18 protein-coding genes are annotated in these 15,107 nt (G+C 58.0%); 11 read left to right on the top strand and 7 right to left on the bottom strand.

Annotated features, from left to right (window positions below; genetic code table 11):
* Nucleotides 1–246 precede the first annotated feature (246 nt).
* A complete protein-coding gene (gene cobO / locus AC6IY8_RS15485) occupies nt 247–912 on the bottom strand; it encodes a cob(I)yrinic acid a,c-diamide adenosyltransferase (RefSeq protein ID WP_497775422.1) in 666 nt (221 codons plus the stop codon).
* Nucleotides 913–962: 50 nt separating this feature from the next.
* Here cobO and AC6IY8_RS15480 point away from each other — a divergent pair, with 50 nt between their 5' ends.
* The 4 genes from AC6IY8_RS15480 (at nt 963) to AC6IY8_RS15465 (ending at nt 3,872) form a co-directional block, all read left to right on the top strand.
* Entirely contained in the window at nt 963–2,066 is a 1,104-nt protein-coding gene (locus tag AC6IY8_RS15480) for a tetratricopeptide repeat protein (RefSeq protein ID WP_497775421.1), read from the top strand.
* A gap of 136 nt (nt 2,067–2,202) precedes the next feature.
* On the top strand, nt 2,203–2,754 hold the full coding sequence (locus AC6IY8_RS15475) for a GNAT family N-acetyltransferase (RefSeq protein WP_497775420.1): 552 nt from the start codon (nt 2,203–2,205) through the stop codon (nt 2,752–2,754).
* A 103-nt stretch (nt 2,755–2,857) separates the two neighbouring features.
* Nucleotides 2,858–3,484, top strand: a complete 627-nt coding sequence (locus AC6IY8_RS15470; protein WP_497775419.1) for a LysE family translocator — start codon at nt 2,858–2,860, stop codon at nt 3,482–3,484.
* A gap of 34 nt (nt 3,485–3,518) precedes the next feature.
* Nucleotides 3,519–3,872 (top strand): hypothetical protein, encoded by a 354-nt coding sequence (locus AC6IY8_RS15465; RefSeq protein WP_497775418.1) that lies wholly within the window; start codon nt 3,519–3,521, stop codon nt 3,870–3,872.
* Between the two features lie 80 nt (nt 3,873–3,952).
* Here the strand turns inward: AC6IY8_RS15465 and AC6IY8_RS15460 are convergent, their stop codons facing one another.
* Complete coding sequence (locus tag AC6IY8_RS15460) at nt 3,953–6,295, bottom strand: alkaline phosphatase family protein (protein ID WP_497775417.1); 2,343 nt, start codon at nt 6,293–6,295, stop codon at nt 3,953–3,955.
* Between the two features lie 221 nt (nt 6,296–6,516).
* On the opposite strand from AC6IY8_RS15460, the gene AC6IY8_RS15455 reads away from it, so the two are divergent.
* A complete protein-coding gene (locus AC6IY8_RS15455; RefSeq protein ID WP_497775416.1) occupies nt 6,517–7,278 on the top strand; it encodes a lysophospholipid acyltransferase family protein in 762 nt (253 codons plus the stop codon).
* A 106-nt stretch (nt 7,279–7,384) separates the two neighbouring features.
* Here the strand turns inward: AC6IY8_RS15455 and AC6IY8_RS15450 are convergent, their stop codons facing one another.
* Nucleotides 7,385–8,140 (bottom strand): lipid-binding SYLF domain-containing protein, encoded by a 756-nt coding sequence (locus AC6IY8_RS15450; protein WP_497775415.1) that lies wholly within the window; start codon nt 8,138–8,140, stop codon nt 7,385–7,387.
* Between the two features lie 229 nt (nt 8,141–8,369).
* Nucleotides 8,370–8,828 carry a hypothetical protein gene (locus AC6IY8_RS15445; protein WP_497775414.1) on the bottom strand — a complete coding sequence of 153 codons (459 nt, stop codon included), beginning with the start codon at nt 8,826–8,828 and terminating at the stop codon, nt 8,370–8,372.
* Nucleotides 8,829–9,019: 191 nt separating this feature from the next.
* On the opposite strand from AC6IY8_RS15445, the gene AC6IY8_RS15440 reads away from it, so the two are divergent.
* Nucleotides 9,020–9,448 (top strand): M67 family metallopeptidase, encoded by a 429-nt coding sequence (locus AC6IY8_RS15440; protein ID WP_497775413.1) that lies wholly within the window; start codon nt 9,020–9,022, stop codon nt 9,446–9,448.
* Between the two features lie 20 nt (nt 9,449–9,468).
* On the opposite strand, the gene AC6IY8_RS15435 is transcribed toward AC6IY8_RS15440, so the two are convergent.
* Nucleotides 9,469–9,888, bottom strand: coding sequence for a PH domain-containing protein (locus AC6IY8_RS15435; protein WP_497775412.1), 420 nt, complete (start codon nt 9,886–9,888; stop codon nt 9,469–9,471).
* Between the two features lie 57 nt (nt 9,889–9,945).
* Nucleotides 9,946–10,908, bottom strand: a complete 963-nt coding sequence (locus tag AC6IY8_RS15430; protein WP_497775411.1) for a M20/M25/M40 family metallo-hydrolase — start codon at nt 10,906–10,908, stop codon at nt 9,946–9,948.
* A gap of 81 nt (nt 10,909–10,989) precedes the next feature.
* Here AC6IY8_RS15430 and AC6IY8_RS15425 point away from each other — a divergent pair, with 81 nt between their 5' ends.
* The 4 genes from AC6IY8_RS15425 (at nt 10,990) to AC6IY8_RS15410 (ending at nt 13,798) form a co-directional block, all read left to right on the top strand.
* On the top strand, nt 10,990–12,033 hold the full coding sequence (locus AC6IY8_RS15425; RefSeq protein WP_497775410.1) for a hypothetical protein: 1,044 nt from the start codon (nt 10,990–10,992) through the stop codon (nt 12,031–12,033).
* A 68-nt stretch (nt 12,034–12,101) separates the two neighbouring features.
* On the top strand, nt 12,102–12,968 hold the full coding sequence (locus tag AC6IY8_RS15420; RefSeq protein WP_497775409.1) for a Bax inhibitor-1 family protein: 867 nt from the start codon (nt 12,102–12,104) through the stop codon (nt 12,966–12,968).
* Between the two features lie 62 nt (nt 12,969–13,030).
* A complete protein-coding gene (locus tag AC6IY8_RS15415) occupies nt 13,031–13,423 on the top strand; it encodes an ester cyclase (RefSeq protein WP_497775408.1) in 393 nt (130 codons plus the stop codon).
* 15 nt (nt 13,424–13,438) lie between these two features.
* Nucleotides 13,439–13,798, top strand: coding sequence for a Smr/MutS family protein (locus AC6IY8_RS15410; protein ID WP_497775407.1), 360 nt, complete (start codon nt 13,439–13,441; stop codon nt 13,796–13,798).
* Between the two features lie 88 nt (nt 13,799–13,886).
* On the opposite strand, the gene AC6IY8_RS15405 is transcribed toward AC6IY8_RS15410, so the two are convergent.
* Nucleotides 13,887–14,186: an HU family DNA-binding protein gene (locus AC6IY8_RS15405; RefSeq protein WP_497775406.1), complete on the bottom strand. Its 300-nt coding sequence runs from the start codon at nt 14,184–14,186 to the stop codon at nt 13,887–13,889.
* A gap of 305 nt (nt 14,187–14,491) precedes the next feature.
* Here AC6IY8_RS15405 and folK point away from each other — a divergent pair, with 305 nt between their 5' ends.
* Nucleotides 14,492–15,004 (top strand): 2-amino-4-hydroxy-6-hydroxymethyldihydropteridine diphosphokinase, encoded by a 513-nt coding sequence (gene folK, locus AC6IY8_RS15400; RefSeq protein WP_497775405.1) that lies wholly within the window; start codon nt 14,492–14,494, stop codon nt 15,002–15,004.
* The last annotated feature ends 103 nt before the right edge of the window (nt 15,005–15,107 follow it).

Raw genomic sequence — 15,107 nt, 5'->3', positions numbered from 1 at the left:
ACGGTGCAAAACCACGGTGCCCCACCTCTGCCTGTTGTTGGCAGAGGTGGGTCTTTAACTCCTACCGTTGATCTTGCTCTTTCCGTGGTTGTTGCTCTTGCCTTTGCCCTTGCTCTTGCCTTTGAGGTGTCATCCTGAGCAAAGCGAAGGACCCAGCCGCCGCTCCAATCTCAACCGCCGCCCCAGGTCACCAACCACCCACCTCGCGAAACCTCGCGAAACCTTGAAACTTTGAAACCTTGCTCCTCAGTACTCAATCCCCCGCTGCGCCTGAATCCCCTTCTGATACGCGTGCTTTACCTCGCGCATTTCCGTCACGGTATCGGCGATCTCCACGATCTTCGGATGCGCATTCCGTCCGGTCAGAATCACATGCACCATTTCCGGCTTCCGCTTCAGCACCTCGACCACTTTTTCCGGATCGAGCATTTTGTAGCCGATGGCGTAATTGATTTCGTCCAGAATGACCAGGTCATACAGTCCAGACAGGATGGCCTCTTCGGCCTCTTTCCAGGCTTCTTCCACCATTTTGACGTCTTCTGGATCGGTTTCCGCGCCGCCGACTTTCACAAATCCGCGGCCCAGTTGCTTCATGACAAATTGATCGCCAAAAGCCTTCACCGAGTCTAATTCGCCGTAATGCCACGATCCTTTTAGAAACTGCAGCATCAAAACCTTTAATCCGGCGCCCACTGCGCGCAGACCGGTTCCCATTGCTGCCGTGGTCTTGCCCTTACCCGGCCCGGTATTGACTATGATCAATCCCTTACGGACATCTGCCATCATCTCTGTTAAGCTCCTAACGATAGAGAAGTCTACCGGCCGTCCCGGAGCCCGCAGCGAACAGATCCGCCGCAAAATCTCCAGTGCCTCGATTGTAAATGGTGTGCCATCGCGCCGCACCATTGCCATTGTTGTCACTCTCTCCGCGACCGCCCGTGCGACAAACGTTAAGAGGTCTGATGTTCATCCCTTCCATTAACCACTTTAGAAAGATCACACTTCTGCTGGCTATCGCCTCGTCACTCCTTGCCACCTCCGTTGCGGCCTCTGCCGCCGATGGCAAAACCCTTCTTGAGCAGGGACATTTCCGCCAACTCGCTGCCGTTGCGCAGGAGCGTCTCAAGCACAATCCGCAGGACGCCGAAGCCCTCTCGTGGATGTCCGCTGTTTACGATGCCTATGGAAGTTTCGACAAGGCTGTCGATTTTGCGCGCCGCTCGGTTGACATCGCTCCTGCGAGCGCCGACTTCCACTGCCAGCTCGCCGACACGCTAGGCGATCGCGCCTTGCAGCTCGGAGTCCTCGGTGGCGGCGTGCAGCTAGCCCGCCAAATGCGCCACGAACTCGATACTTGCCTGCAGATCAACCCTCGCAACATCCGCTGCCTCAAGGAATCGATGGGACTCTACGAGCAGTCGCCTGCTCTTGTCGGCGGCTCCAAGTCGAAGGCCCGTGAAACGCTTCAGCAGATTTACAAGATCAATGCTGCCGATGGAGCACTCGCCGAAGCCGCTCTGCTGCAGATGCAGAAGCGTCCGCTGCCGGAGATCGAGTCACATCTGCGTCAGGCCGTGCAGCTCAACCCGCGCCTTTATCGCGCCATCATCGACCTCACATCCGTCCTCGACAGCGAAACCTATCGCCGCTACTCCGAGGCCGAACATTTTGCCCGCATGGCGATCTCAGCTGACCCGGCACGCGTCGGTGGGTATCGTTATCTCGCCAGCGCCCTTGCTCACCAGCAGCGTTGGAACGATCTCGACGCAACCTTGGCAGAAGCCCAACGCCGCGTTCCCGATGATGCGTATCCGTTCTTCGCCGCCGCCCAGGCACTGCTCGAAACTGGCGCTGACATGCCGCGCGCAGAGCGCTACCTGCGCCAGTATCTTTCGCGCGAACCCGAAGCCGGCGCTCCCAGCCACGGCACCGCTCATTGGAAGCTGGGTCTTGTTCTTGAGAAGGAAGGACGCCGCGCCGATGCGGCCATTGAGCTCCGCGCTGCTGCCCCGCACCTCGGCAACGATCCTGCGTTTAAGAAGGACTACAAGCGCATCGCTGGCTAACCAAAGTTGATATCGAACATCGCGCCCCATCCTAACCTCCGCCTTTTCGAGCTTAGGGTGGGGATTTTGTTTTTTGCGCGGCACCTCGTGTCGGCATGACGCTTCTTTCGAAGCTCCTGTAATCTAGTAACCGAACGTGACCGAGCTTCCCCATCCTTCAATCCGTCGAGCTACCATCTCCGACGCAGCGCATCTTGCGGTGTTTGCGGCCGAACTGTTTCCTCTTGGCTGCCCAGCAACTGCTCCAGAAGACCTCGATAGCTACATTCGCAACGAGCTGTCGGTAGCCCGCTTCGAATCCTTCATCGAAGACGAAAATCTGATCGTTCTCGTCGCTGAAACCTTCACGCCCGAGCGCGAGCTGGCTGGATACATGGTTGTGGCCCGCCGCAATCCGCATCCTTTGCTCGCGGCTCCTAATGCCGCAGAGTTTCGCAAGCTTTACATCAGCCCCCCGTTTTACGGAGCGGGTCTCGCCAGCGCGCTTGTACACTGCGCATTGTCCATGCTGAGTGCTGAATCGCCGCGTCCCGTGTGGCTCAGCGCCTTCTCCGAGAACGAACGTGCGATCGCGTTCTATAGGAAGTGGGGTTTCGAGATTGCTGGTGAGCAGATCTTTGTAGTTGGCAACGATCACCAGAAAGACTTTCTCATGCTGCGCCCTACGGGTGCGGTCGCGCGCGGATAACACTCAAGTTTCAAAATTGCCAATCAGGGCCGAGCGGGACAGCGGCCGAACTCGGATTCAAGAACGCCGATCTTCGCGTCGAGCGCGAAGCTATAATCTCGAAATGTTGGACGGACACCTCCTCGTACTGTTTCTTGCTGCGGCGACTCTGCTTGCGGTCACTCCTGGCCCCGGGATTTTCTATGTCCTTACCCGCACCCTCGCTGGAGGCAAGCAAGAGGGTATCCTTTCAGCATTTGGCACGTTCGCTGGAGGACTGATCCACGTCATCGCTGCTGGGCTGGGATTGTCAGCGGTCTTGGCTGCATCGGCGGCGGCTTTTGCGGTGGTCAAATACGCGGGAGCGATCTACCTGCTCTGGTTGGGGGTGCGAATGATCCGGACACGGAACGTGCCCATCGATGATTCGTACGAGGAACCGGCTCCGAATCGTGCATTCCGGCAAGGCGTAGCTACAGAAGTTCTGAATCCCAAGACGGCTCTGTTCTTCTTGTCGTTCCTTCCCCAGTTCGTGAATCCATCGCTTGGGCATGTCATGGTGCAGTTTCTGCTGCTTGGTGTGATGTCCGTTTCGTTGAACACCACTGCCGACTTGCTCGTAGTCTCCTTCGCCGCTCCAATTGGTAAGCGTCTGCGATCTAGCTTTCGTTTCCGCCGCAATCAGCGAGTGGCGTCCGGCATTGCAATGATGGGACTGGGGGCATTTGTCGCGTTCGGGGATAATAGATAGGCTTCGGTTCGTTCTATTATTCGAGTGTATGAGTATGCAATCGCGAATCCTCTCGGTCTCCTACGATAGAGCGTTGCTCCAGACCCGCCAGTCACTGCTCGAAGTGCAAGGACACTCCGTTGTATCTGCGGAAGGATTCATCGACGCTCTGAACCATTGTGAGCAGGACTCTTACAGCCTCGTGATCATCGGGCACTCCATACCTCATCGCGACAAGCAAGCACTGATTGCGGCTGTTCGACGTTGTTCGAATGCTCCCGTACTTGCTCTGCTCCGAGCAGACGAGCCACCGCTCGAAGGTGCAGCGGCTTGTATTGATCCGATGAACCCGAGGGAATTACTGTCAACTGTTCAGAGCCTTACCAATCCTGAGACCGCAACAGAATAGGTCTGCGTTTCTCCTGTGTTACAAGTTCAGTACATAGCCCGGACACTGCGAGTATCCGGGCTATGGACATTCTTTGCTTCTTATGGACCCATGCTATCCGGCGTGCAGGTATTCGTTCCGAGCGACGCATTGGTGACCGGCGCTGGAGGCGTTGGCGGAGTCGCCCACGGGATCATGGTGAAGTCGAAGAACTCCAGCAGATCCGGCTGCGCCGCATCGCGAGGCGTCAGACTTGTGCCCGGAGCGATGAAGCGGCTTTGCACGAATTTCAGAACCGCAGTGTGGTCCATCGGAGTGTGCGACACGTAGTGCTTCTTCGTGAACGGAGACACAATCATGTTGGGCAATCTGAATCCCAACTGTGCTTTGAATCCGTTTGCCGTTGCCGCATCCGTTGGAGAAGTGCCCGGCTCGCCCGCTTTCAAATCGCAGTTCGCCGTTGGCGTTCCACCCGCAGGCAAGCAAGGATTGAAGCCATCGGGATTGACGGCGATGCTGCCGATATCGGTCGTCACTCCCAGGCTCGGGCTGGTGAAATCGTTGGTATGTCCCGGCACGGGAGGCACGTGATCGTACGGGCCGCCGCCTTCGTCATAGCTGAGGAAGAAGACCGAATCGGCCCACGACGGGCTGGCCATCAGCTTATTGATGATGTTTGCCGCCTGCGACTGACCGTTCAGAATCGACTGCCCCGAACCGGGATGCTCGTCATCCTGTCCGTATCCGGCCTCGATGTAGGCGAAAGCTGGAAGCGTGCCATTCGCCATGTCTGTGTAGAGCTGCGACAGCGGAGCGATATGCGAAGTGTCGATGCAGAACGTGTTGGTCGAGTTTCCGGGCGTCAGCGGAGCGGTACACGCCGCGTGCGTCGGATTGCCGTAGAGATACTTACTCGAATAGGTGAAGCCAGTGAAGGTGGTAAACGGCACGCCGTTAGAGCCCGTTAGCGAGTAGTAGATCTTCCACGATACCGGAGTCGGAGCGGTATCGAGTTGCTCGAAGATGGTTTTGATCGTCAGGCCAGTGAGCTTGTCATCCACAAACGGATCGCGCACGAGTCCCTGCGTCGTGCCGCCTGTCATGGTCGCGATGCGGTTGGGCGTGCTCTTGCTCGAAACCGGAGAGAACCAGCGGTCGGAGAGCGCAAACTGCGATGCCATGTAGTAGTAGTAATTCAGGAAGTGCTCGTCGTAATACGCCATGGCGCGCCTTCCTGTCGTATCGGTAAACGTGCCGCTCCCGGCGCCGCTCAGGGCAAAGTTCTCAGCGACGTGCACAAAGCCGTCCATCAGAATTTTGCGCGTGGTCGAGAAATCGTAACGGTTCACCTCTCCATAGCTTTCGAGCCAGGCCGAGGTCATGTCGTCCAGGCAGGTTGAGGTGGTCTTGAACAGCTTGAACGTCTGACCCTCATCGTTGGTGTTGGAGATGGTGGACAGCTTGTCATCGATCCCGTCCACGTCGTACACCTTGCCGTCATCGCCAGTGGCCATGCCGTTGTTATGGCGATACGGATTCAGCATGCCGAAGTAATGGTCGAAGGTACGGTTCTCCTGCAGCATGAAGAGCACATGGTTTACCGCCTGCACGCTGCCGGTGATCCTCACCGTTACCGACGCCGTGGCGGTGCCGCCCGTGCCGGTGGCGCTGGCCGTGAACGTAGTGAGCTTATTCACCGTTACTACCTGCGTTCCTCCGGTAGGAGTCAGCGGGTAAGTCGTGGTGTCCACGTTGTCGGTGATTGCGACGGCCTGTGCGTCCGTGGCAGTAACGGTCAACGTGGTCTGACCTCCGGGCTGAACTGCCGCAGGATTGGCCGTAATCGTCACCGTTGGTGGAGGCCCAATCACGGTCACCGTGGCTGTCGCGGTCACGGTTCCACCCGTGCCCGTTGCGGTCGCCGTGTAGGTGGTCGTCGTCTGCGGAGTCACCTGTGCGGTTCCGCCTGCTGGTTGCAGCGTGATGCTGGTTTGATCGACGTTGTTGGTTACCACCACGCTGGTAGCATTGGTGGCCGCTACGGTAAGCGTGGTCGGGCTGCCCTTCTGGATCGAAGTAGGATTGGCCGTGATGGTTACGGTCGGTGCGTTGGCCGAAACAGTTACGGTAGCCTGAGCCGTCGTGGTTCCGCCCGGGCCTGTGACGGTGATTGTGTAGGTGGTGGTTGCGGTCGGCTTGACCACCACTGAGCCGGAGGCCGCAACGGCCCCGACACCATGGTCAATCGTTGCACCGGTGGCATTAGTTGAAGTCCAGGTGAGCGTCGCACTCCCGTTCGTCAGAGGAACGGACGTCGGATTTGCCGTGAACTGTACGGTCGGTGCGGGATTGAAAGGGGCGGCTGTGCCAACGCCACATCCATTGAGGGTCAAAATTGCTGAAAGGGAAAAGACCAGAGCAGAAAGGACACGGACAGCTCTCATTAACAGGTTCTCCACTGAATTTGGAGTCCTTGCAACATACCCAGAGTTGCCCATTGGGTTCGGATTTACAAACAGCACCGCAGACTCCGCTTTGCTAAATCTTTGAATTACATGCACCAAAGTCGTCCAGAGTTGGTGCTTAGGTGGCGCTTTCTGTTCCACAAGCTCTACTCAGAATCTTCCCCGCGGGGCCGCTGCGCTGCTTTATCCTTTAAATCAGCATGAGCAAACAAGCGCACAGACTTTCCACCAAACTCGCGTCCTATCTGGTGCGCAATCCGCTCATTTACCTCTACACCGCCGTTTTGGGGACGTTGTCGCTGATCAGCTCGCTTTTTGATGGCAGCGGACGGATGCAGCATGGATTTGCCCGTCTCTGGTCGTGGCTCATCCTGCGAACCTCGTCATGCCCGCTCACGGTCGAAGGGCTAGACCGCATCGACTTGTCACAGCCCGCCATCTACGCCGCTAATCACTCCTCGGCGCTCGACATCCCGGTGCTCTACGTGGGATTGCCCTTCCAGTTCCGCATCCTCGCCAAGCTTGAGCTGTTCCGCCTGCCGTTCCTGGGATGGCATCTGCGCCGCTCGGGTCAGATCCCTATCGATCGCACGGACGCCCGCGCTTCCTTGCGATCTCTCTCGTCAGCTTCGCAAACGGTGCGAGGAGGCATGCCGCTCGTTATTTTCCCCGAAGGCGGACGCAGCACGGATGGCCACCTCCAGCCATTTCTCGGCGGAACCTTCTATGTGGCAATCAAGGCGCAAGTGCCCATCGTTCCTATGGCCATCATCGGAACATACGAGGCGCTGCCGATGAATACCTATGTGATCCAGCCCACGCCCTTCCGACTTGTAGTTGGCGAGCTCATCCCGACCACCGGATTAGTGGCCCGAGACATGGACGCTCTCTCGCAACGTGTGCAGCAGGCAATGCGCGACCTCTACTACGCGAACGCCAATTTGCCAGCTCCCGTGGCGTAAGTTCGCTGTTCGATTCGTTCAAGCAAAACAGAAAGGTCTAGCCGAAGCTGGACCTTCATCCGTTATCGCTCTTCAGCACCGTAAGCTGACTGCTACTCGACAGCGTTTACTTCGCGGCGTTGGCTTCGCGGAAGTTCTGGCGAATCTGCGCCAGGAAAGGACGCGCAGCGGCTGGCGGCGTGACCTGTCCGGTGAGCAGCGTGCGGAAGTCATAGGTGCGTCCATAGAACGAGCGGATCGAATCCATGTCGGCACGAACGTTGGCGCCGTTCAGCGTGGCTCCAGCGAAAACTCCCTTGGCGCGAGAGTAGGTCAGGATGCCGCTGTTCAATTTCCAGTCAGTGTTGGCGCTGGCATCGCGGCCAAACGGTCCTGCGGCGATTCCGGCATCGGCACCGATTTTCCATTCGGCATCGAGCAGTTTGTTAGCGCCTTCCTGGGTCATGAAGAGCATTACGAGATCGACGCCTTCCACGCCGATCTGGGCTCCCCAGCTACCGCCGGTGATGGTGAAGAAGGCGGGAGCGCTCCAGCCTTTCTGGGTGCGGCAGGTCGCTACGCCACGGCCATGCTGCGCGCCAACGACGAATCCGCCCTTGATAAGCTTGGGAACGATGGCGACGCACCTGGCGTCAGCCAGAATGGTTTGCGGAATGTTGTTATCTTCCGCGTTTGTCAGTCGATTGAGATCGGCAGCGGCCTCGGTGAGGCGCTTCTCAACTTCGCCGCGATCCTGGTTGCCGGAAGACGTTACCTTCTTGTCGGTGTCCTTGGCATTGTCGTCTTTGTCGTACTGCGCAAAGGCCGGCACGGCTGAAACGAGCGCGGCTACAAGCAGAAGCCTGAATGCATACTTCATCATGTTTCCCTCATGAGCGCGAACCTTTGGCAGGCGAGCGCTGACAGGTTCCCGGCCAAATGCAAATTGCGGCTAACGGAGCCGACGCAACGGGAACGTCCTCAAGCTTGGATTAGGGTTTGCGCTCGAAGGTTTACACGAGAAGGGAATGAAAATGATCGAAAACAGGCAAAAGCAAAGGGTGAGCTGAACTCGCCCTCCTCGTTTGCAGGCAACCTGAGCGGATGTGGTGTTACGAACTTTTGTGCTGCTCCCACGGACGCGCTTCCCGCTCCGGTTCCGGCAGGTCGCGCCCGACTACACGGTCGTAGCGATAGCGAGCACTGACGCTGCCCAGTCCTTCGTTGTAGAGGCTGGTGTAGCCGAGTGCCTCTTTCAGCTCCTCGCTGAAACGATGCAGGTTCTGAAGATGATCGGCGGTTGCTGCGATTTCAAGCTTGCTGGTCTTCAGAAACTTCTGGTATCCGCGATCGACAAGGTCGGCAGGCTCTCCGGCGATCAGGCAGGCAGGGAACTGAGCGATGCGCGCGTTTGCGTTGTTGCCGGGCTCGATCACGGCGACGCAGTTGTATTTCCTGACCTGGCGACCGCTGCCCGAAGCCGAGGAGACCTCGAACCCGTGCTCGGTGAGCCATTGAACAGCCTGATCGAAGCTGCGGACTACGTTCTTCAGTGGAGCGAAATTAGCCATGTTCCCCTCACGGATTGCGACGCGCCAGAAACTGAACTCCCCACGGAGCCAGTAAGAATGAATGCGAAAAGCCGTAGCGATTCGCAACACATTACTCTCGCACACGGCAGAGAATCGGGCAACTTTGCAAGCGGGCAGGCGTGCGAAGCGGAACTTGCGCGCCCCTGCGACGCTGGCGCAAGATCATGCGAATGCTTTCGATTCCCTACGATTGCCAGAAGCAGTTGCGTTCCGAGGTGGAGCAGGCATATCCCCGCGAGGGCTGCGGAATTCTGCTGGGGCGGCGTGAGGGTCAGGACTCGAATGTTGAGCGCATCGTGCCGTGTTGCAACCGCGATTCGCAACCGGAGCGGCGTTACTCGATCGATCCGGCGGAACTGATCGCCTCACAGAAACAGGCGCGCGAGGCGGGGCTGGAGATTGTGGGCTTTTATCACTCGCATCCCGATCACTCGGCAGACGCTTCGGAATCAGACCGGCAGGAAGGGCACTGGACCGGTTGCGTTTATCTGATCTGCGCAGTGGAGAAGGGAACGCTAGCGGCGGTGTCGGGAATGCGACTGGTGTCCGAAGGCGAGTGGGCAACGGAGCCGGTGCACTTCGGGCCTCCAGAAAGATGATTCCTCACGTTCGCACGTAGTCAGTTCAGTGAGGCGACGAGGTCCTGTCCGTGTTTCGAGAGCTGCGGAGCCCGCGCCGAAACGTCAGCGAAAAATGCTTCCTGATCCTTGGGCGCAATCAGCAGATTGCCAGACGCATACTGGATTTCCACGCGGTCGAGTGAGAGCGCTGCGGCGCTGCGTCCATCCGTCGTGGGATGTATCGCGCTGATTGTGGAGTATGGGATTTTCCACCTGCGCAGACCGGCACGAACGATAAGCCTGTCTTCGGTGGTTTCGTAAGATTGCGGATAGCACAGGCCGAAGTCAATGATCCAAACGACGGCGGCAACTCCGTAGAGCACCGGATTGCGGCTGCTGATTGCCCAGACGGTGATCGTTGCCAGGCCGACGATGACCGCTAAACCGATCCACCAGTCAACCTTCGCGGCGTGTTTCATCGCAATTTACCTTTCAACTACAAACAGCGAGGATGCTACACCCACTCCAAGCGGGTTTCAATGAATCGTGGGTCGTCCTCCGGGCTTCCACGCGGGCTTCCAGTCGGTGTTGGCGAGCCACTCGATGGGAGCGATCATCGACTGGATGACGCGCGTGAGGAAATCGATGTGCGCCAGATCGTCACTCGGTTGATGATAGTGAGCACCAAGCCCGTAGCTGGAGACGGTTTGCGCCACGATTCCTTGCAGAGCCAGCGCGATATTGTCGGAGCGCTCGAAGAAATGCTCCTTCGGGTGTGGGTCGGCGACGAGCGGTGCGCCGTGCGCGGCGAGGGTTGGGCCCAGATTGCTGCGCTCCCATCCGGTGAGCCATAGCTGAGAGGGGGCGACGGCGCCGTCGGGGCGGCCTATCATTTCAAATTCAAGATTCGCGACGATAGACGAGAGAGGCACAGGCGGGTGCTGGAGAAAGTATTGGCTGCCCCATCCGCCATTTTCTTCACTGCCGAAGCACACGAACACAACCGTTCGGCGCGGGCGCGGCAGAGTGGCGAGCGCGCGTGCCAGTTCGAGTACGGCTGTCGTGCCGCTGGCGTCGTCATCGGCACCGTGGTAGGTGATTTCAGAATCGCCTCTGCGCCGTTTGCCGAGGTGATCGAGGTGCGCGCTGAGGAGCAGGACTTCGTTGGCCAATCGAGGATCGCTGCCGCGCAGTATGCCAATGGCATTGTAGGTTGTGCCACGTGGAAAGCCGGCCCGCTGTACGTCTGCCATGTCGAGTCCGAAGGACTGAAATTGCGAAACAACATAGGTCGCAGCGATCCACTCGTCGCGCGTGCCGCTGCCGCGGCCCTGTAGAGCGTTGGAGGCGAGGAAAGACATGTGTCCGGCGACGTAGTGCGCGAGCGCGGTAGTGTTTGCATCGCCAAATGCGTCTTTTGCTTGTCCGAACAAAGCGGGTGGAAGGAGAAGGAGCCCGAGAATGAAGTCGCGGAGAAGCATGTCTGATTGTAGGGGCATGCTGAAGAATTAAGGCAATAGAAGCAGTTGTCACCGATGTTCCAGGTGACATCTCAAGGATTGCAGGTTGGAGGGATTGGCTTGCGATTCGTACAGGCTGCGGTTTCGGTCGGATTGATGATGGTGGCGGCAATGCATTCGGCGGCTGCAAGTGGCAACGCAGTGTTGAAGACCATGGCGTCGGACGTCGGGTTGCGCGGGCCGGTGAAGGAGTGCGTCGAGGAAACGAGCTACCCCTCGCAGAAATTTACGACGACGACAATGCGGCTCTATTCGCCGGAAGGCCGGTTGCTGGAATTACGCTCCGGACAAGACCCGGACGCGGTGGTGACGACATACCGCTACGACGGCGAGGGAAAACTGCAGTCCCTGGGCGGGGCCGCGGGGCTCTCCGACTACAAATACGACGAGCATGGACGAAAGCGCAGCGTGCAACAGCTCCCAACGTTTGAGAGATCGCAAAACATGGCGATGGGCGGAATCACTTGGGAAGACAGCGAATTGCTCTTCCAGATTCCGTCGGGTGGAAGCATTGTGACCCTTTATGACGACAAGGGCCGGCCTTCCGAGGCGGAGATCACGAATGCAGATGGAATCGTGATGGGACGCATTCATCGCTCGTATGACGAGAAGGGAAGAGTCACGGGCGACAAGCTGCGGGCGGAGAATATCGACGCCGGAGCAAGGGAAATTACCGGCGGAGTGGATATGCCGTTGAATGATGCGCAGAAGAAAACCATGACCGCATTCGTGGCCTTGGCTTTCGCGCATGGCGATTCGGAATACCGTTACGACAAGGCGGGGAACCTGATCGAGAAGCGCGTCAATATGGGCATCTGGGGCGAGACAGTATCGAAATACAGCTACAACGAGCATGGGGACATCAGCGAAGAAGAGGTCATGGAAAAAGACCGGCCCAGGATGAGTTCCGGATATGGCATCGACGAGCAGGGAAACCTCGTGGCACAAGGAGAAAAACTCGAACCGCACGTGACGACCACAAAGCGACGCTACAGCTACGCGTATGACGTGCATGGAAACTGGACGAAGCAGGTCAGGACGCGTCTGGATGCAGGCGAAAACACAGTGGAATCGACGACCAAGCGGAAGCTCACGTATTACTGATCGCGCCCAGCCTGAAGGCGTGAAGTTCGCCTTTCCGCGGCGAGTGTTCCTGCGGCACAATGGTACACATGCCCGACGCCTCTCTGCCGCACAGCAATCTTCCTCCTATTCCCGAGGGCACCGGGATTATGCCTGTCGCCGAAAATGATATTGCGCGTGGAGGATATTACGAGCACGCGAGCGTGGTGTTCGACGGGACCACTGCGACTCCGGCGCAATCGGACGCCCCGCTGATATCAGGCGATGTGATTGAAGGAACATATCGCAGGGTTCTTGCGCGCGCGCTGGCGATTGCTGCCTGCGCGCTTTTTGTGGGATCGATAACAGCGGCAACGCTGATTCAGAGTCTGCCCCAGAATCACGACTTCCTCGCCTTTGCGGTGTATCTGCGCGTAATTTTCGTCGTGCAATTGATTCTGGTGGGGTTCTGCAACCGATTTGTTGGCAAGCTCTCGATGGCTCCCGCGGCGGTGTTGTTGTTTGTTTATGCCGTGTTCTCCGCGCTGGAGTTTTCCGTTTTATTGTCGCCTGCATCGTTGGCAGTGGCCTTTCTGTGCGTCGCGCTCATGTATGGTGCGATGTCGCTTTGGGGCTTTCGCTCAGGCGCCGATCTTGCGCGCCCCGTAACCGGTGTTTTCATGATGCTTGTGGGAGGCGTAATTCTGATCCTCGTGAATTTGCTGCTCGGAAGCGCCTCTTCGGTGTGGACGCTCAGCTCGATCGCAGTAGTGATCTTCACTCTGCTGGCTGGGTACTACGCTCAGCAGATTCGCGATCTGTATCAGGAATACGACGACGACAATGCCGAAGGGTGGAAAGCTTCTGTTCTCGGCGCGCTGCTTCTGCTCATGAACTCGGTCAACGTGTACCTGCTGGTGTCGGGGTTCATGAGTCGCAGGGATGACGGGGACCCGACGGAGAAGCTGTCGCAGTAATCAACCTCGCCTCAACAAATTCGATTCAGCTCGGAATGCTAGAATTCGCGGCGGAGGCTGTGATGGCTGGCGAAAAGGATGTAGTGCTTGCGTACGTGCAGGCGTTCAATGCGGGCGATCTCGATGGCGTCTGCCGTCTATTTTCACCGGATGCGCTGGTGTGGGGCGTGCTGGGATGGGGAACCGTGGAGCAGGCGCGCCCGGTGTGGAAAGATCTGATCGAGTGCCTCAATATCCAGTTGGAAGCTGCCGGAATAATCGCCGAAGCAGACGTTGTGGCCGTGCGATACGTCGAGCGCGGCAGATCGGTGAAGGCGTTTCGCGGGCTCGGGCCTACTGGCAAGAGCTATGAACTGATCGCGATGGAGTGGTTCGAGGTCAAGGATGGGCTGATCCATCGGCGCTGGGGCGCTCGCGATTCATCCTCGCAAAACAGGCAGCTGGGCTTCTCGTGAGCTCTTTGTGCGACCATGGATAACAGCACTCAGATGAGCTTCCGGACAATCAATCTCGAAGAAGGTCGGCCTACGGTCAACGTCGGTCTGCTGCGCATGGAACGCGCCATTGTGGCCGCTCGTCACGAAGGCGTCCCGGTGCTGAAGCTGATCCATGGTTATGGCTCGACGGGAGTAGGCGGCGCGCTGCGAGAGGAGGTCTGGAAGACGCTGGATCGATTCAAGCGCGTCGGGTTTATCGAGGATTTCATTCCGGGTGAGAACTTCCGCATGTCCAATGAAGCGAGCTGGGAACTGGTGAAGCGCGAGAAGGCCATCAAAGAGGATCGCGACTTCGGCAGGATCAATCGGGGAATCACGATCGTGGTGCTGTGAGCAACTGAGAACGGCCCTGCTTCGCGAGAGGCGAGCAGAATCGAAAAAGGCCGACCCGATGGGGCCGGCCTCTGCGCATAAAACCAGACTACTTCTTCTTCGCCGGGGCGATTGCGTCCTTCACGGACTTGCCGACGTAGAATTTCACGACGGTCTTGGCAGGAATCTTGATCGGTTCGCCGGTCTGCGGGTTGCGGCCTACGCGCGCCTTGCGCGAGGACTTCTTCAGACGGCCAAGGCCGGGCAGAACGAACACGTCGTTCTTTTTCGTTTCCTTCACGGCGATTTCCGCGAGGGTGGTCAAGAACAGTCCAGCAGCCTTGTTGCTGGTTTCCAGCTTTTCCGCCAGAAGACGAACGAGAGCAGTCTTGGTCAAGCCTGCAGCCATAGGATATTCCTCCTTGAAGATGAAGCGTTCTCGAACGCTCAATCCCGCACATCATAACGCTTTGATTTTGCGCACGACAAGCACTTTCAACCTGATTTTATGCGGGTTTTTCCACAGGGCTATAGTTTTAGTGCTGTATTCATGCCCCTTGCGGGCGTTCAGGAGAGCCCAATGGATTGTGGATTGCCGAATCCTGAGCAGAATCACCACTACCTGTTGTATGTAGATGGTTGCGTTTGGCCCAGTGATTTCGCGCTTGAGGCTAGAATGTGAGCAGCGGGCCGGGAGGAAAAAACAGCAAACGAATGGAGCAGATCTACCTATCGCTGGGTTCGAACCTGGGCGACCGCATGGGAAACCTGCAGTCCGCCATAGCATCGCTGCGCGATTTCGCCACGGTGACCGCCGTCTCCCATGCCTACGAGACTGAGCCGGTGGAATACACCGAGCAGCCGTGGTTCGCCAATGCCGCCGTGGCTTTGCATTGGCAAGGCGAGCCGGTAGATCTTCTCGGGCACATGATGAGAATCGAAAGCGATATGGGGCGGCGGCGCGGGGGTGAGGGCTACATTCCGAAAGGGCCGCGCGTACTCGATCTGGACATCGTGTTCTATGGCAGCCGCGTCATTCGGACGGCACAACTTACGGTTCCGCATCCAGCCATGCATGAGCGCAGATTCGTATTGGAACCGCTAGCGGAAATCGCACCACAAGTAGAGCATCCCGTACTGCATCAGACCGTGCTGGAGTTATTGCAGGCGCTGCCGCGAGAAATGGCGCAGGTTCGCAGGCTCGGGCGGCTGGACGTGGCGCGTTAATTGTGCCCGCGCATCCGGCGTGGACTTCGCCTGCTGGGTGATCATCGCCTCGATGGCCGCCTACAGTGTAGAGTGTTGGTCAGCAGCGCCTCATAGCTTCATA

The sequence above is a fragment of the Koromonas soli genome, assembly GCF_059726265.1.
This window is presented reverse-complemented; position numbering and strand designations above follow the sequence as displayed.

What these genes read in the sequence shown, in the direction of transcription:
- cobO (WP_497775422.1), bottom strand. Translation starts at nt 912, where the DNA reads ATGGCAATGGTGCGGCGCGATGGCACACCATTTACAATCGAGGCACTG.
- AC6IY8_RS15480 (WP_497775421.1), top strand. Translation starts at nt 963, where the DNA reads ATGTTCATCCCTTCCATTAACCACTTTAGAAAGATCACACTTCTGCTG.
- AC6IY8_RS15470 (WP_497775419.1), top strand. Translation starts at nt 2,858, where the DNA reads ATGTTGGACGGACACCTCCTCGTACTGTTTCTTGCTGCGGCGACTCTG.
- AC6IY8_RS15465 (WP_497775418.1), top strand. Translation starts at nt 3,519, where the DNA reads ATGCAATCGCGAATCCTCTCGGTCTCCTACGATAGAGCGTTGCTCCAG.
- AC6IY8_RS15460 (WP_497775417.1), bottom strand. Translation starts at nt 6,295, where the DNA reads ATGAGAGCTGTCCGTGTCCTTTCTGCTCTGGTCTTTTCCCTTTCAGCA.
- AC6IY8_RS15455 (WP_497775416.1), top strand. Translation starts at nt 6,517, where the DNA reads ATGAGCAAACAAGCGCACAGACTTTCCACCAAACTCGCGTCCTATCTG.
- AC6IY8_RS15450 (WP_497775415.1), bottom strand. Translation starts at nt 8,140, where the DNA reads ATGATGAAGTATGCATTCAGGCTTCTGCTTGTAGCCGCGCTCGTTTCA.
- AC6IY8_RS15445 (WP_497775414.1), bottom strand. Translation starts at nt 8,828, where the DNA reads ATGGCTAATTTCGCTCCACTGAAGAACGTAGTCCGCAGCTTCGATCAG.
- AC6IY8_RS15440 (WP_497775413.1), top strand. Translation starts at nt 9,020, where the DNA reads ATGCTTTCGATTCCCTACGATTGCCAGAAGCAGTTGCGTTCCGAGGTG.
- AC6IY8_RS15435 (WP_497775412.1), bottom strand. Translation starts at nt 9,888, where the DNA reads ATGAAACACGCCGCGAAGGTTGACTGGTGGATCGGTTTAGCGGTCATC.
- AC6IY8_RS15430 (WP_497775411.1), bottom strand. Translation starts at nt 10,908, where the DNA reads ATGCCCCTACAATCAGACATGCTTCTCCGCGACTTCATTCTCGGGCTC.
- AC6IY8_RS15420 (WP_497775409.1), top strand. Translation starts at nt 12,102, where the DNA reads ATGCCCGACGCCTCTCTGCCGCACAGCAATCTTCCTCCTATTCCCGAG.
- AC6IY8_RS15415 (WP_497775408.1), top strand. Translation starts at nt 13,031, where the DNA reads ATGGCTGGCGAAAAGGATGTAGTGCTTGCGTACGTGCAGGCGTTCAAT.
- AC6IY8_RS15410 (WP_497775407.1), top strand. Translation starts at nt 13,439, where the DNA reads ATGGATAACAGCACTCAGATGAGCTTCCGGACAATCAATCTCGAAGAA.
- AC6IY8_RS15405 (WP_497775406.1), bottom strand. Translation starts at nt 14,186, where the DNA reads ATGGCTGCAGGCTTGACCAAGACTGCTCTCGTTCGTCTTCTGGCGGAA.
- folK (WP_497775405.1), top strand. Translation starts at nt 14,492, where the DNA reads ATGGAGCAGATCTACCTATCGCTGGGTTCGAACCTGGGCGACCGCATG.